This window comes from Enterobacter sp. BNK-14 (assembly GCF_047456095.1).
GTDB classification, from domain to species: Bacteria; Pseudomonadota; Gammaproteobacteria; order Enterobacterales; family Enterobacteriaceae; genus Enterobacter; species Enterobacter kobei.
In genome coordinates this window covers 1,003,534-1,019,247 of record NZ_CP179897.1, presented here as the reverse complement: position 1 = coordinate 1,019,247, position 15,714 = coordinate 1,003,534, and the positions used below count along the sequence as shown (strand labels likewise).

The 15,714-nt window shown below is 54.1% G+C and carries 20 protein-coding genes; all 20 read left to right on the top strand.

Features of this window, described 5'->3' with window-relative positions; all coding sequences use genetic code 11:
• Positions 1-66: 66 nt before the first annotated feature.
• Positions 67-1,416, top strand: a complete 1,350-nt coding sequence (locus ACMGGM_RS04960; RefSeq protein ID WP_414149135.1) for an anti-CBASS protein Acb1 family protein — start codon at positions 67-69, stop codon at positions 1,414-1,416.
• On the top strand, positions 1,376-2,302 hold the full coding sequence (locus tag ACMGGM_RS04955) for a phage minor head protein (RefSeq protein ID WP_414149134.1): 927 nt from the start codon (positions 1,376-1,378) through the stop codon (positions 2,300-2,302). Before ACMGGM_RS04960 ends, ACMGGM_RS04955 begins: the two co-directional genes overlap by 41 nt.
• Positions 2,303-2,304: 2 nt before the next feature.
• The gene (locus ACMGGM_RS04950) at positions 2,305-3,570 is read left to right on the top strand and encodes a hypothetical protein (protein WP_414149133.1); all 1,266 of its coding nucleotides are present in this window, start codon (positions 2,305-2,307) and stop codon (positions 3,568-3,570) included.
• Between the two features lie 12 nt (positions 3,571-3,582).
• On the top strand, positions 3,583-4,032 hold the full coding sequence (locus ACMGGM_RS04945; RefSeq protein ID WP_414149132.1) for a hypothetical protein: 450 nt from the start codon (positions 3,583-3,585) through the stop codon (positions 4,030-4,032).
• Positions 4,033-4,049: 17 nt separating this feature from the next.
• Positions 4,050-5,126: a major capsid protein gene (locus ACMGGM_RS04940; RefSeq protein ID WP_414149131.1), complete on the top strand. Its 1,077-nt coding sequence runs from the start codon at positions 4,050-4,052 to the stop codon at positions 5,124-5,126.
• 9 nt (positions 5,127-5,135) lie between these two features.
• Positions 5,136-5,429 (top strand): hypothetical protein, encoded by a 294-nt coding sequence (locus ACMGGM_RS04935; RefSeq protein WP_414149130.1) that lies wholly within the window; start codon positions 5,136-5,138, stop codon positions 5,427-5,429.
• A gap of 58 nt (positions 5,430-5,487) precedes the next feature.
• Positions 5,488-5,889 (top strand): hypothetical protein, encoded by a 402-nt coding sequence (locus tag ACMGGM_RS04930; RefSeq protein WP_414149129.1) that lies wholly within the window; start codon positions 5,488-5,490, stop codon positions 5,887-5,889.
• On the top strand, positions 5,889-6,062 hold the full coding sequence (locus ACMGGM_RS04925; protein WP_023300380.1) for a hypothetical protein: 174 nt from the start codon (positions 5,889-5,891) through the stop codon (positions 6,060-6,062). Before ACMGGM_RS04930 ends, ACMGGM_RS04925 begins: the two co-directional genes overlap by 1 nt.
• Positions 6,062-6,412, top strand: a complete 351-nt coding sequence (locus ACMGGM_RS04920) for a hypothetical protein (RefSeq protein WP_014883996.1) — start codon at positions 6,062-6,064, stop codon at positions 6,410-6,412. Before ACMGGM_RS04925 ends, ACMGGM_RS04920 begins: the two co-directional genes overlap by 1 nt.
• A gap of 47 nt (positions 6,413-6,459) precedes the next feature.
• Positions 6,460-6,747, top strand: a complete 288-nt coding sequence (locus ACMGGM_RS04915; protein ID WP_014883995.1) for a hypothetical protein — start codon at positions 6,460-6,462, stop codon at positions 6,745-6,747.
• A gap of 61 nt (positions 6,748-6,808) precedes the next feature.
• Entirely contained in the window at positions 6,809-7,177 is a 369-nt protein-coding gene (locus tag ACMGGM_RS04910; RefSeq protein WP_014883994.1) for a hypothetical protein, read from the top strand.
• A complete protein-coding gene (locus tag ACMGGM_RS04905; protein WP_014883993.1) occupies positions 7,174-7,557 on the top strand; it encodes a hypothetical protein in 384 nt (127 codons plus the stop codon). Before ACMGGM_RS04910 ends, ACMGGM_RS04905 begins: the two co-directional genes overlap by 4 nt.
• A gap of 58 nt (positions 7,558-7,615) precedes the next feature.
• A complete protein-coding gene (locus tag ACMGGM_RS04900) occupies positions 7,616-8,371 on the top strand; it encodes an Ig-like domain-containing protein (protein ID WP_414149128.1) in 756 nt (251 codons plus the stop codon).
• Between the two features lie 50 nt (positions 8,372-8,421).
• Positions 8,422-9,162 (top strand): DUF6246 family protein, encoded by a 741-nt coding sequence (locus ACMGGM_RS04895; RefSeq protein WP_248185660.1) that lies wholly within the window; start codon positions 8,422-8,424, stop codon positions 9,160-9,162.
• 76 nt (positions 9,163-9,238) lie between these two features.
• Positions 9,239-9,532, top strand: coding sequence for a hypothetical protein (locus ACMGGM_RS04890; RefSeq protein WP_014883990.1), 294 nt, complete (start codon positions 9,239-9,241; stop codon positions 9,530-9,532).
• 38 nt (positions 9,533-9,570) lie between these two features.
• The gene (locus ACMGGM_RS04885) at positions 9,571-11,904 is read left to right on the top strand and encodes a tape measure protein (protein WP_333086504.1); all 2,334 of its coding nucleotides are present in this window, start codon (positions 9,571-9,573) and stop codon (positions 11,902-11,904) included.
• The gene (locus ACMGGM_RS04880) at positions 11,904-12,401 is read left to right on the top strand and encodes a hypothetical protein (protein WP_333086451.1); all 498 of its coding nucleotides are present in this window, start codon (positions 11,904-11,906) and stop codon (positions 12,399-12,401) included. Before ACMGGM_RS04885 ends, ACMGGM_RS04880 begins: the two co-directional genes overlap by 1 nt.
• Entirely contained in the window at positions 12,401-12,871 is a 471-nt protein-coding gene (locus ACMGGM_RS04875; protein WP_058685234.1) for a hypothetical protein, read from the top strand. Before ACMGGM_RS04880 ends, ACMGGM_RS04875 begins: the two co-directional genes overlap by 1 nt.
• On the top strand, positions 12,834-13,250 hold the full coding sequence (locus ACMGGM_RS04870; RefSeq protein WP_333086449.1) for an NlpC/P60 family protein: 417 nt from the start codon (positions 12,834-12,836) through the stop codon (positions 13,248-13,250). The genes ACMGGM_RS04875 and ACMGGM_RS04870 overlap by 38 nt, the downstream gene beginning before the upstream one ends.
• A complete protein-coding gene (locus tag ACMGGM_RS04865) occupies positions 13,237-15,714 on the top strand; it encodes a host specificity factor TipJ family phage tail protein (protein ID WP_414149127.1) in 2,478 nt (825 codons plus the stop codon). Before ACMGGM_RS04870 ends, ACMGGM_RS04865 begins: the two co-directional genes overlap by 14 nt.

Here is a 15,714-nt window from a genome sequence, read left to right as displayed (position 1 = left end):
ACAACACTATTCTAAGGTCGCCCCGGCGGCCTTTTTTATTGCCATAAATCCACCAACGGACAATCCATGACTGACCAATTAACTCTCGCCGTCAATCACGCGTTGAACGATGCGCGGATGGCGCGCGCCCGTATGGGGCTGATGGCACCGACAATGGGGCTGGACAATAAGCGCCATTCTGCGTGGTGCGAGTATGGCTTCCCTGAGCAGGTAACTTACGAAAACCTCTACGCCCTGTACCGACGTGGTGGCATAGCCCACGGTGCAGTTGAGAAACTGGTGGGCAAGTGCTGGCAGACGAACCCGGAAATCATCGAGGGTGACGATGCCGACGAGAGCAAGGATGAGACGGCTTGGGAGAAGAAGACCAAAAAGGTATTCACTAAGCGCCTCTGGCGAGCCTTTGCTGAAGCTGACCGCCGCCGCCTGGTTGGACGTTATGCCGGAATCCTGCTGCACATCAATGACTCCAGAAAGTGGGACCAGCCAGTTGTTCGAGGGAAGTCACTCAAAAAGTTAACGATCGCATGGGCTGGTTCTCTGACTGTAAGCCAGTGGGTAACTGACGAGAACTCGGCAGACTACGGGCAGCCAAAGCAATGGAAATACGTTGAGAGTCTGCCAAACGGTGGTACAAATCAGCGGTTCGTTCATCCCGATCGCGTCTTCATCCTTGGTGACTATTCTAACGATGCCATTGGCTTCCTTGAGCCGGGTTATAACGCCTGCGTCAGCCTTGAGAAGGTTGAGGGTGGTTCAGGTGAGGCATTCCTGAAGAACGCCGCTAATAAGCAGAGCATTAATTTCGACAAAGACGTTGATTTCAACAACCTTGCTTCTTTGTACGGCGTATCTGTTGATGAGCTTCAAGAGCGATATAACGATGCGGCCAGAGAGTTAAACATCGGTAATGACGTTCTTCTGATTACTCAGGGTGCCCAAGTAACGTCGATGGTGTCTGCAGTTTCAGATCCTGACCCAACCTATAACGTCAACCTGCAAACCTTTGCCGCTTCTGTCGATGAGCCGGTGAAAATTCTGGTGGGGATGCAAACTGGCGAAAGGGCTAGCACTGAAGATCAGAAGTATATGAATGCTCGCTGCCAGTCACGCCGCGGTGACCTGTCATTCGAAATTGAAGACTTCAGTGACAAGCTAATCGACCTGAAAATCATTGATGCTGTCAGCGAGAAGACGGTTATCTGGGATGACCTCAACGAACAGACTGGAACTGAGAAGCTCGCCAATGCCAAAACCATGGCAGAGATTAACCAGACGTTCCAGGGCAGCGGAGAGAATACAGCATTCAGTCGTGAAGAAATTCGCACAGCTGCCGGTTATGAAAACGTTGATGAATTCACGTTAGGAGAAGAGGATGGCGACGAAGAAGGCGAAGCCACCGATTCTTCCGCGTAACTACCAGGATCCGACCGGAGCCGATGCGCTGGAACGCCGGGCAATGAAAGACTTCGCCAGGCGGATGAATAAGATTGGCAAAGCTTACAAATCAGCACTCGACAAAATACCTTCCTCCCTCGCAGTAAACGCCAGATACGAATACCAGCTAAACCCAACGCTGCTCTCCATCATCCTGAACGATGCCAGTTACCTGGTTGATCAGGTGCTGCTTGAAGGTAGCGATTATAACCTGTGGTTTTACGAGTACATCGATCTGGCTTCGGAGAAAGGGACCGGGCAGTCGTTCTACAACCTCAGCCAGCAATCACCGGTGTACGCAGCCGGGCGTGAGTCGCTGGCGTCAATCCTCGGAAGCGACCCGTACCAGCAACGAATGGCACTGGTGCATGCGCGTGTATTTGAGGAAATGAAGGGGCTGACAGCTGACGTTAAGCGCGACATGGCGCGTGTGCTTACTGATGGTGTGGGGCGCGGGCTCAATCCGCTGGACATTGGCCGCAACCTGACAGACCAGACCGGCATCGAGAAGCGCCGGGCGAACCGGATAGCACGCACTGAAGTGACTACCGCGCTGCGCCGGGCTAAGTGGGATGAAGACCAGGAGGCGAATGACCTCTTCGGCCTGAAAACGCTGCTGGTTCACATCTCGGCACTGTCACCTACAACCCGACACACCCATGCGGTGCGCCATGCCCACCTCTACACCAATGAAGAAGTGCGTGACTGGTACAGCAAAGATGGCAACTCCATCAACTGCAAATGCAGCCAGCAATCGGTGCTGGTGGATGCGGACGGTAAACCGGAGTACCCGGACACCATCACGAAACTCAAACAGGAATATAAATCGATGCAGGCGCGCGGTTACGCCTGGGCGGAGAAATAACTATGCCTATGCAGGTCAATATCACCACGAAGGTGAACAGCCAGTCTATCCGGCGCGAAACATACAACGGCCGCGAGCATCTGGTGCTGCCGAGCTACACGCTGCCGGCGAACGTCGTCATGAATGGCGGGTTGTATACGCAAGAACAAATCGACGCCCACTATCAGGGTCTGGAAGGCACCCTGGCGCCGCTGGGCCACCCTCAGGTTAACGGTCAGTTCGTGTCTGCTTTCTCGCCAGAGGGGATTAACGCAGGCCATATCGGCGCGTGGAACCGCAACGTTAAGAAGTCCGGTAATCGCATCTACCTCGAAAAGTGGGTTGATGTGGCCCGTGCCAGCGAGTCGGAAGGTGGCAGGGAGCTTCTTGAACGTGTCGCTGCCATTGAGCGCGGTGAAGACGTTCCGCCAATTCATACCAGCGTTGCTGCATTCCTCGAACAGCTTGAACCCAACGATCAACAGCGCGCCACAGGTGCTGAGTGGGTAGCTGATATCCACGGCATGGACCACGACGCGATCCTGCTGCACGAAGTCGGAGCCGCTACTCCGGAGCAGGGCGTTGGCCTGATGGTTAACGCCGATCTGGCTCAGCCTCTTAAGGCGAACTCGGGCGCACTGGTGGGTGAATCCTACCGGGAGCGCGAACAGCGTCTCGATCGCGCTGCCAAAGCGAAGTTTGCGGCTGGAGCGGATGAATACGCCTGGATTGCTGACTTCACTGACTCGCAAGCGGTAATCATACGCAATGGGGGCACCGCAGAGGTGTTTGGCTACAAGTCTGAGGGCGGCGTTATCACCTTCGACGATACCGGCACCGCAGTTGCGCGCCAGGAGTCGTGGGTGGCAGTCGTCGCTAACAAATTCAAAGCTCTATTCACACCGCAGGAACAGCCTGCACCAAACCACAATACGGAGGGCGACATGCCTTTAACCAAAGAAGAACTGGAACAAATCGGCAGCATGATCGGCCAGGCTGTTGCGACCAACACGGAAGCGGCTATTAAGCCTCTCGCGGAGAAGGTTGATGCACTGCAGGCCAATCAGCAGCAGCTCGCTGAAACCCTGACTGCCAACTCTCGCGCCGAAGAGAAAACAAAGCGCGAAGCGGTTGCCAAGGTGCATGGCGATATCGTGGCTAACGCACTGTCAGGCGAAGCGCTGGACGCGATGTTCAAGTCACTGGGCGAAGCTGCTCCGCTGGGCACCAATAATGCACAGCAGCACAAAGAAACCGGCGCGCCTTCTGCTGCCGAATACTTCAAATAAGGAGCCGGAATAATGCCTCGTTATCGTCGCGTTAATATTGACGGTCAGTCTCTGTACAAGACCGAAACCCGAACTACGGCCGCCGCATTGCTTCCTGGCACCGCCGCAACTATCAACTCATCCGATAAATTCGCTCAGGCCACCGCACTAACCGGCCGCCTGTACATCATCGATGTCGGTTATCACCAGGGCCTGACTATCACCGAATCAATTCCTGCCGGTGATTCTGCCGTAGGCAACTACGTCGAAGAAGGGCGTGAGCTGGCGTTACGTTGCTTGCCTGGTGCTTACAAGAAAGACAGCCCGATCAAACTGGGCGCTGCAGGTCAGTTCACCCTTGCCACCTCCGACACTGATTCAGTGATCGGCTACAGCCAGGATGAATACACCATCGCGGCCAGCACCACCGATTATATTCGCGTGCGTATGCGCGTTGGCACCGTCGCCGCCGCTGGCGCGTAACAAAAGGATAAACGCATATGTACTTCTCTAAAGAGACACTGGCGACTAATGCTCGCCTTGGAGCTCACTGGAATGAGTTGTGGGCTAACCGCAACATGTGGAACGCGCAACATGACTCTATGATTGCCGTTAACCGCGCGCACATGACGCCAGAAATGTTGGCATGTAACGCTGCTGGTGGTTTCTCTCGTGATTTCTGGGCTGAAATTGATAACCAAATCCTGCAGCTACGAGATCAGGAAGATGGCATGGAAATCATCAATGACCTGATGGGCGTCCAGACAGTGCTTTCAGTTGGCAAGACGGCAAAGTTATATAACGTTGTCGGCGACATTGCTGATGATGTTTCTGTGAGCATCGACGGTCAGGCTCCGTTCTCCTTCGATCACACTGATTACGCTAATGATGGTGACCCAATTCCGGTATTCACTGCTGGCTACGGCGTAAACTGGCGTCATGCTGCAGGCCTGAATTCAGTCGGTGTGGATCTGGTGCTGGATTCTCAGATGGCTAAGCTGAAAAAGGTTAATAAACGCCGTGTAGCTTATTACCTTTCTGGCGATTCGAAAATTCAGGTACAGGGTTATCCAGCCCAGGGAATGAAAAACCATCGCAATACGAAGAAAATCAACCTTGGCTCTGGAGCAGGTGGAGCAAACATCGATCTGACAACCGCCACCACCGAGCAGATCATTGAATTCTTCGGTAAAGGAGCTTTCGGTACTACTGCTCGCGCCAACAAGGTTTCTTCATATGATGTCATGTGGGTATCTGATGAGATTTGGGCGAACCTGGCTAAGCCGTATGTAGTGAACGGCGTTATCAGTGGTAACGTTCTGCAAGCCGTCCTGCCATTTGCACCGGTTAAGGAAATTCGACCAACATTCGCGCTCTCCGGGAATGAGTTCATTGCTTATGTCCGCCGTCGCGATGTGATCTCACCACTGGTTGGCATGGCTCAGGGCGTTATTGCGCTGCCGCGTCCACTGCCTAACGTTAACTACAACTTCCAGATTATGTCTGCTGAAGGTCTGCAAATCACCGCAGACGATCAGGGCCTGTCTGGCGTTGTCTACGGCGCTAACCTGGCGTAAGGAAACAGCATGGCTAAATACGAAGTAGTGCGCCCTTGGTTTGGCGTGAAGGTAGGGCAGGTGGTGGAGTTGAAAGAGCTTCACCCGGCGCTGAAGTCCAACGTCCGCCTCATGAATGGTGAGGCAGGCGGAGAACTTACCCCGTCGACGCCTGATGCCGGTACCGGTGGGAAATCCCGCAAAGAGGTTATCCAGGCTCGTCTGACTGAGCTGGGTATTGAGTTCAAAGGCAATTTGGGCGCTGAAAAGCTCGGTGAGCTGTTGCCTGATGGGGAGCTCGAAAAGCTTTTCCCTGCTGAATAACAGCCGCCGCTAAGGCGGTTTTTTTATGCCCTCTTCGGAGGGCTTATCAGAGGCCCGCATGATTACCACAGAACAGGCCAAAGAATATCTGAAGTCAGTCGGTATCACGCTGCCTGATTTCATCTTAGAGGCGCTCGTAGAGCAGGCCAATAGCATTCAGGAATGCCTTGATGCGCACTACTCACCGGCAACCGCGCTACTGATCCAGTCCTACCTGTTGGGCATGATGGCTCTGGGCCAGGGTGACAAGTACGTATCCAGCCACACCGCGCCTAGCGGGGCGTCAGAATCATTCCGCTATCAGTCATTAGCAGATCGCTGGAAGGGCTCGTTAAACCTGCTCCGCGGTCTGGATAAATACGGATGCGCCACTGCTCTCATTCCTGCCGACCCGACCGCAGCGCCAGCGTTTGCAGGTATCTGGATCGGGAAGGGCGGCTGCATGTGCGGGGATAAGTGATGACGTACAAATCAGTTAAGCACGGGCTGCCGCGCTCATTCACCCGCGTCTGGGTGATGACCGACACCGGGCGGGAGACTACCGGCTACGTTAAGTCGGACGGCGAGTGGCATATAAACTGTGAGCGCATCCGGGCGACCGGCGCCAAGGTACTGCGCTGGAAGGAGGGCTGATGTCATCGGTAGCAAACTGGTCATACACAGCCACGGCGACCATCTGGCGAAAGCTGGAAGGCAATGACGAATACGGCGACCCGCTGGGCTATGCGGAACCTGAGCAAATCCTCTGTGACTACGAGGGCGGGCTCAGCAAGAAGTTAGCCAGCTTGGGTGCAGAAATCGTCGTTAAGAACACTGTCTGGACTGAGTTCGCGCTGGCGGCCGCGGGTGATTACCTGCTGATTGGTGTTTCGACTGAAGCCGACCCGGTTGTCGCCGGTGCCGATGAGGTGCGTCAGGTTATCCGTTACGCAGACACGTTCGAACGAGCGGCGGATGATTACGCCATCCTGACGGGAGTTTGATAAACCTGTGCAATAATGGCCCAAAACGTTAACTGGAATGATTGGTGATGGGATTTCAATATTGGCTTGCGGTATGTGGAATTTTTCTGACCGGCCCCTTTGCGTTTGTTCAGTCGATTATCTTTTTGCGACGAGGTGTCTATACAAAGACATTTAAGGGGACGACGCGAAAGGAGTACATCCATAAAGACAGCAAGCCTATTGAATACTGGTTCAGCGTTATTGCTCAAATGATTATTGGCGTTGTAATGATTGGATTTGGATTCTGGTTATTAGATGACCTGCCTGCCTTTCATAAGTGGCACACTGAAATCCGCGCAATGCTCCCTTTTTGATTCATCTTTAAATGAAATCAAACCTCGCTCAGGCGGGGTTTTTTATTGCCTGGAGACAACCATGGGTATCAAAGTGCGCGGCGTTAAGCAGTCGAAAGCCGGGCTCAACCGCATCATCAACGACGTGAAAGGGCGAAAGGTTGTCCGGGCGCTTCAGTCAGCAATGATAATCGGCAGCTCACAGGCTGCTCTTTATACGCCTATCGACACCTCAACGCTGCTTAATAGCCAGTATCGGGAGTTGATTAACAACGGCGTTCGGCTGACAGGTCGGGTGGGATACACCGCGAACTACGCTGTGTTCGTTCACGATCCGAATGTTCCTCAAACCTTCCGCCGCGCCACCGCGCAGAAAGAGTTCCTCACCAAAGGCTTTGAAGACACCCGCAGCCAGATTGATGCCGTAATGCGCAAGGAGCTTTCAGTATGACACCAGCCATGTATGAGCGCGCGCGTAACTACTTCGTTGATGCCGGGCTTACCACTGGCTTCATTGTTCAGTTGTTGGCGTGGGATGACACAAAGAAGTTAACCGACGCATTCATAGTGTTCAGACCTAATGGCGGTACCGACATCCGAAATGACCTCGGATCTGATCACTACGTGCTGGTGGATGTCATTTCTGCCAAGGATAAGCGCCGCGCAGCAGCAGAAAAGGCTCAGGAAATCATCAATTATGTCGAACAAAACGACATTACCGACGAATGCCTTGGCCTGATTCAAAACCTCGGCAATATGCCTGCGCCTATCTTGACCGAAGAGGGCCGCCTGGTCTTTCGGCTCCAGTTCATGTGCGTCTACGGCGAATAACCCCATCACCAACCCATCAGGCTGCCATCAGGCGGCCTTTTTTATTTGAGAGGTACACATGCAAGGCTGTGCTAATGATTTTGGCAAGCTGATCGGGAAAGTAGCTGTGCTACGCATGGCCTTTGGCTGCCCCGACGCAGTGCCCGCGCTTTCCGAGTGGAAGCGTCTCGGCGCTATGACGACCAAGGGCATCGACTATTCGATGAACACCATCAACTCCGAGGCAGATGATGCTAAAGGGCTGGTGGAAAACCTGGTCAACAACATGGATCTGACGATCTCCGGTGAAGGAGAGTTTCGCAAGTCCGATAAAGACAACGAGATTGGCGCGTGGCGTCTATCGAAGTATATCTTTGATGAAGTTCAGGCAGGCCGCCAGCCTAACCTGTGGGTGCGTTTTGACTTCGCGGGTGAGAACGCTGGTACTTATATCCAGGGCTACATGAACACCACTTCATGGTCTGGTGACTTCGGTACCAACGATATCTCCACCTTCTCTGGAGAGTGGAAGGTCTACGACGCCGACACCGTTGTGTTTGAAGTCGCTGATTCCATCGCGGCCACCGGCGTTGAAGTTACCCCTGCAACTGCATCTCTGGTCGTTGGCGCAACCCAGCAGCTGAGCGGTGCAGTTCAGCCAACCGATGCGACTAACAAGGCGATCACCTGGACGACTTCGGCGGCTTCTATCGCAACCGTCAGTTCAACTGGTCTGGTAACGGCCGTCGCCGCCGGAACAGCGACCATTACGGCCACAACCGCAGATGGTGACTTCACCGATACCTGCGCTGTTACCGTGACAGCCGAACCGTAATCACTACAAAGGGCGGCGTGCTGCCCTTGATACTGATTATGGAGACCGATATGACCCCTTTGAAAGAAATTGGCGAGTGCTTGATAGGCGCTGGAGAGCGGGAATATTTCTTTCGTCCGTCTTTCCGTAGCATGACGCGCATTGGCGAGCCAGACCATATCGTCAGGACGTTCTATGCGCTGTTTAATGACGACGTGGCGAAGATGCTTGAGGCGGCGCGAGAAATTCACAGCGCTATACCAGAGCATCAGCGTAAGTTCTACGCCCACTATTTCGGTGACGTCTCGGTGCCACGTTGGGCTCTTGATGCTGCAGGCTCTGCCGCTTTTGTGCGTGAGGCGCTTCTCTCGGCCATCAATGTCATTCAGTCCTGCTGCGATGAAGATGTTTCCGAGTTAACAGGCTGGAGTGAACCATCTCGCACAGGTCGTCGTACATTCGTATGGCGCCGCGGCGCGCTCCCACCAGAAAACCTGATCCTCATAGCCCAGTCTCTCATCATGCATGGCATTATCGGTCGGGCCAGGGTTCGAAAACTGCAGAAGCACGAAAGCAAAGAAACGACTCCAGAATTTCATGCGACTGAATACATCATGGCGGCGAGAAACCATTTCGGGATCAGCAGGGAAGAGGCTGAAAACCTCACTATGACCGAATTTGCCATGATGCTTAATGCCAAATACCCTGACCAGAAAGGCTTCACCAGGGAGGAGTATGACGCGGTTATGGATGATGATGATCGTCGATGGAAGGCAATGATTGAGCGCGAACGTAACCTTTTAAAAACCTGAACTGCGAATTGTAGGAGTTAATTAATTGTGTTTGAAAGATTAGAATAATCTGAACTTTCCTCCTCAGGGTTATAAAATGCTAACTCCTAAGCAAAAGGCTATCATCTGGGCTTTAGGTATCATTTTTGGCGTACCTACCAGCATTTATGGTATCCAATGGACTTTAACTAAATTCGCGAAGCAACAAGTAAATTGCCTTTCTGATGCATCACAAGCTGTCATCGAATTAACTGAAAAATCGTTAAGTGAACAAGGCGATGGGAGTCAACTTTCAAAAGACTTCACCACTTGTAGAAAGAATATTGACCCAAATAAAGGGACATTTGATTTCTTCAAGGAAGAGATTCATAGGCACAAGTCAAAAACCTGACCCGCTACGGCGGGTTTTTTTATGCCCGGAGAAAACTGATGTCTGAAAAAGCAGGCGAGATTTATTACGACATCGAGGCCGATGTTTCTGGCTTGCTGAAGGCGCAGGGAAAGGCCAATAAGTCACTCGACTCAATCGGCAACTCGGCGACGAATGCAGCCAAAAAGATGGATGAGCTGCAGACCAATATCAATCGTGTAGCCGGCGCTATTGCTGCGTCACTCATTGTTGACTGGGGTAAGGCGTTTCTCGTTGCTGCTGACAACATGAGTCAGCTTAACGCGCGAATTGAACGCCTGACAGGCAGCGCCGCTGCGGCATCACAGACAATGCAGAGCCTGATGCGTATCAGTTCGGCAACGGGTGGTTCGCTGCAGGATACAGAAAAGCTCTGGGAGACTCTCAGCACGGCGTTGCGCGATACCGGCGCGACTAACGGCCAGATAATCCAGCTCACCGAGACTCTTCAAAAAATTGGGCGTATCGGCGGATCCTCTTCCGAAGAAATGGCGAATGCTCTTCGTCAGTTCGGTCAGTCAATTTCATCAGGCACTGTACGGGCTGAAGAATTTAACTCCATCCTTGAGCAAATGCCAGAACTGGCGCGCCAGATTGCCGCCGGGATGGGTGTAAGCATTGGAGAACTTCGACAGCTGATGCTGGACGGGAAACTGACGGCAGAAGATGCTCTCAACGCTATCCAGAAGCAAACCGGATCGGTTAATGCTGAGTTCGAGAAGCTTCCGCGCACTCTTTCCCAGGCAAATACCGCACTGACTAACTCATTCCTGTCGATGATTGACTCTGTTAATCAGGCTACCGGCGCAAGTCAAGGCATGGTCGCCGTGATTGACTCGCTGACGGCTGCGCTTGACCGGCTGGTAGGGAAGGCAGTATCAGCGGATGCTCAGATATCGGATCTTAACAGTACGGCAGAGATGTTTACCCGGCGCGCGCGCACCTGGTCATGGCTTGGGCTAGACGGCTGGGAGGCACAAAACAAAGCACTGGCCGGGCTGAGCAATAAAGCTGCCATGCTGGTTGGAGATCTCGCTGCTGTAACCAAAGCTTCGCAGACTGCAGCTAACACAAAGCCGATCGAGATTAAAACCACTGGCACGGCTACTGGCAGCAAAGCGAAAGGCGGTAAATCAGAGGCCCAGAAAGAGGCGGAGCAGTACGCTAAAGTACAGGAGACTGTTAACCAAAAATTGGATGAGTTGCGGCAGAAGGCCGAGATGTCAGCTGGGAGTGTTGGTGAGTTATCGCGAGCGCAGGCTGTCCTTAATGCACAGCAGTCTCTCGGTAATACCGCCACGCAGGATCAACTCATACTTGCCGGGCAACTTGCCGGGAAAGCCTGGGATAATGCCAACGCACTGCGTGAGCAGGCAAAGGCTGAACGGGAGCGCACAGAGGCTTCCAATAAGTTCAGCGCCATTCAGGGAAAAACCAGTAAAACCGCCGGGCTGGATAGCCAGTACCAGAAAGACATTGCTGATATCCAGCAATATGCCCAGCTTTACCCGCAGAAGATAGGTGAGGCTGAGGCGGCGCGCGCTGCTATCGAACAGCAATACCGGGATCAGCGTAACGAGGCGATGTGGGAAGAGTGGGCACAGCAGAACGCGGCCACACAGGCAGCGGCGGCGGCTTTCGACTCTCTCGGTTCTGTAGCCAGTAACGCGCTGACAGGAATCATAACAGGAAGCATGTCTGCCAGCGACGCAATGCGCAGTATAGGCATGACGGTCCTGAACAGCGTGGTTAACTCATTCGTCCAGATGGGAATTGAGTGGGTTAAGTCAGCCATCATGGGTCAGGCGGCACAAACGGCGGCTATCGGCACGGTTACGGCTGTGCAGACGGCAGCAGTGGCAACACAGACTGCTACCAGCACAGCTGCGGCGGCAACGACTGCTGCGGCGTGGACCCCGGCGGCTATCCTGTCATCCATTGCCTCGATGGGTACGGCGGCGGCGATTGGTCTCGGCGCGGTTGCGGGCGTTATTGGCGCTAACCTTCTCGGTAAACGTAAGAACGGCGGACCGGTGACGGCTGGCGGTATGTACCAGGTCGGCGAAGGTGGCATGCCGGAGATTTACCAGGCCAGTACCGGTAAGCAGTACATGATACCGGGCGACAATGGCAGGGTGATCAGCAACAAGGAGATGACTGCTGGGGGCGGTGGCGGGGTGATTTTGAATATCAACAATTACTCTTCAGCGTCGGTCGATACTCAGGCTACGCAAGGCAGTGACGGTACATGGACCATCGATGCATTCATCGCTGACATGAATAATGGTGGACCAGCAAGCCAAGCCATTACCAGCAATTTGAACGTTAAGCGCACGCCAAGGGGGCAGGGCTGATGCCAATTATCGACTATCCCGACTGGCTGCCACTGGCGCAGAAGGCCAGCAAAAACATGACCCTAGATACCGGGTTCCAGACCGATCAGCCAGCGGTCGGGCCGGCTATCTTCCAGAGCCTTACTGACGACCTGAAAGCAACTTGGTCACTGACATGGATCTTCACTCTGGACCAGGAGCGCGCGTTCCAGCAATGGCTGCGCAGCCCGAACTATCTCAACCGGGGTCTTAACTGGTTCAGGATGAATATCAATCTGGGCGGCAGTGGCCTGCAGCTGCAGGAGCTTCACTTCACGCAGATGCCGGTGCAAACCAGTATCGACGGCGGGGTGGTGACCTGGACGGGTACCGTTATTGCGAACCACCTCTACAACGCCGACGATGAGTTTGACGACATCATTGTTGAGCTGCCGCCGCCGTGGGATTCGTGGCTGGATATTGTTGTCACGGGTTATCCGGAGGGACGCGATCCGGAATCACTACCGAGGGTGCCGTAATGCCAAGCTTCAGGGAATATAAGCAGCAGCGCCCGACGCGCGGTCTGTACGACACCATCACGTTCTACCATCCATCCTTTGGCTATGTTCGCCTGGTCGACAAGCAGTTCTTCCCGAAGACGCTTGGCGGCCAGACGTACACGCCCGCGCGTTTTGAAATCGAAGAGAGCCAGCAGAGCGGTACTCCGGTTATCGACGCGACGGTGAAGCTTGGGCGGCTGTCGTCGGATATCAAAGCGCTGATGAAGCAGTGGAAGGGGGCTGCTAGGTTGACGGCTATCACGGCAACAAGGCAGATCTTCGACAGCGGCGATGTGTCGGTGCCGATTAAGTCCTGGCAGTTATACGTAAAGACGGTGGACATAGACGCTGATGCCGCATCGGTAACCCTTTCTGTCACAAACCCTCTGAACAACAATATCGGTCGCCTTTATGATCCAGTCGAATATACAGGACTTCAGTACCTCTGATTTTGTTCGGAAGGTGATCGGCGTGCCGTGGGCTAACCGGGCCTGTTCGTTCGAGAAAGTCGACTGCTGGGGCTTGTGCGTATTGTATTACCGGCACGTTCTCGGAATTGAACTGCACCAGACACCGGACTACGAAGCCGGTGAGGACTTCTTCACCTGCTATCAGGGTGATGTTGTTTTCTGGCGCCAGGTCGATAAGCCGGTCGAGGGCGGGATATTCGTCGGGTACCGCGGCGCGCAACCTGCGCATGTTGGCCTGGTGCTTAACCGTCAGGCGCTGCACTCGCGCGGCGAGAACGGAAGCGTACGCATGGACTCGTTGCTGGTCATTCAGCGGGCATTTTCAAAGGTGGAGTATTTTTCGTATGGCGTTGATTGAACTCCAGCGTTTCCCGGGAACGCCAAAAGAACGCTACAGGGTGCCAAACGGCACCCTTTTTTATGACTGGCTGGCGGCCAATGACGCTACCTTTCACCGCGATCTGCTGATTGTCCGCAATGGCGTAAAACTGGGCGATGACGATGAGCTGGTGTTTGAACTGAGCGAGCTGGACCATATCCAGATTTTCGACCAGCCGAAGGGTATTGTCGGCGACATCCTCAGCCCGATCTTCAAAGTGGTTGGTCAGGTGTTTTCGTTCCTGGCACCGAAGCCGGCAATCGCGAACAGCGGTGGTAATTCCGTCGACTCACCGAACAATAGTCTGACTGGTCAGACAAACACCGCGCGCGTTTACAAGGCCAAGCCGGACATTTACGGGCAGATTCGTTCGTTCCCGGATCTGATTCAGGAGTCGGTTTTCGAATACGTACACCAGACATCTACAGACGGCGGCCTGAAGTACGTTACTGAGTGGATGTGTATCGGGATCGGTAAATACGATTACGAGTCCGTGCGCTACTCAGAATCAAGCCTTGGCTCTCTGGCTGGTGCAGAATTCCAGTTCTATCCGCCTGGTGTTGTCATCCCCCAGATCGTCGAGGGATATGGCTTTGATGACGTTGACGGGCAAGAGGTTCCAGGGCAGAACGAGGCCAGTGATTTTCCGGTAGAGAGCGCTACTGCAACAACCGTGGTCAGCGGTACGTACTCCGGCGGCCAGATAGCGATGAAAATCGTGAAGCAGGCCGAGTTCGATTACTTCATGGGGCTGGTTCTGCCGCACTCGGTTACCTTCACCATCAACGTGACGTACAGCACCGCCTCCGGCAACGTTACTACTGATGCGACATTCTCCGGTACGCTGATCTCTGCCGTTGAAACAAACGACGGAGCCGTGGTTAACCCGGTGCGCTGGTACACGTTCACGATGAACCAGTTGGAGGGTCCGCAGGACATTCCGGCGAATGCCACGATCAACACCACGAAGTTCATCCTCAACGATAACGAGGCGCTGGTGGTCGGCCCGTTCTTCTCCCCGGTCGAGTCAACGCAATTGTGGCTGCATACCCAGTCCAGCCTCGGCGGGAAGAAAGAGACCAACTGGAAAGTGGTCATCTGGAAAATTGACGATGACTACAACCAGGTGCCTGGCACGCAGCAGACGTTCACGTACCGGCAGACGACGCCGCACCAGTCGACGAGTGAGGTCTTCTACCGCACCGACAAAATCACGCCGACAGGCGGATTCGGGAAATACGCGGTCAGCTTCCAGCGCACGGATAACTCCGGCGACGCTTCCCTGCTGAAGGTCGAAGAGATCCACAGCATCAACATCCGTACGAACGTCGTTCACCCGACAGACACGCTGGTGCGCGTAAAAGTCCGGGCGACAGAGAATGCCCTGGGCAGCCGTGAGCGCAAATATAACGCGCTGGTGACGCGCCATACCATCACATACGACCTGGACACGCAGACGGTTGATTACACGCTGCGTCCGTCGCGCTCGTTCGCTGATGCGGTGGCGCACACATGGCTGATTATGGGTGAACAGCCGGTAAACAGCATTGACCTCTATGGGCTGTACTCGATTGCTGAAAGCTTGCCTGATGAGCGCCTTGGTTACTTTGACTACACGTTTGACGATGAGAATGACTCGCTGGGCGACCGTGTCCAGGCGATCTGCAATGCGGCTTCAGTGGTGGCGTACTGGGACGATGGCGTGCTGACGTTTACCCGTGATCAGAAGGTTGATTACCCGGCGGCCGTATTCAACCGGGCCAACATGAAGACGGACGAGTACAAAATGACGTACGAGGCTACTCTTCCTGGCGGCTACGACGGCGTCCAGGTGTCATACGTTCACCCAACCACGAACAACAAGACGTACATCAACTACCGGGTCCTGAATGGCTCTATCGTCGAGCAGGAAGCTGAGAACCCGAACAAGCTTGAGATTGTCGGCTTTCGCAACGAGTACCAGGCGCGGGAGCGCGCGCTGCGCGAAACTAAACGCCTGATTTACTCACGCGTGAAGATGAACGCAAAAGTGTTTGAAGACGGCATTATCCAGGTCGGTAGTGTTATCCAGATGCCAGACATCTACGACAGCAACCAGCAGCAGGGTTACATCACCGGTCGTTCCGGGAATAACTTCGATACCAGCGAGCCGATCACGTTTACTGGTTCGATGTATGTGCTGGTGACCGACAGCCTGGGTAATCCCACGCTGCGCTATTCGGCGACAGCCCGCAGCGACACGAAATACGGATTCACCGCAGCAATACCCAGCATTCAGCTCAACATATGGAACGGAGACACTGTGCAGCTCCCGTCACGCTATCTCATCGCGACAGTGGAGGAGCTGGACAGTCAGCTATGGACGGTTAACAGCATCAAACCGAACACCGATAACACGGTATCTCTGACAGTCGCGGAATACAGCGACGCCATCTATCAATAA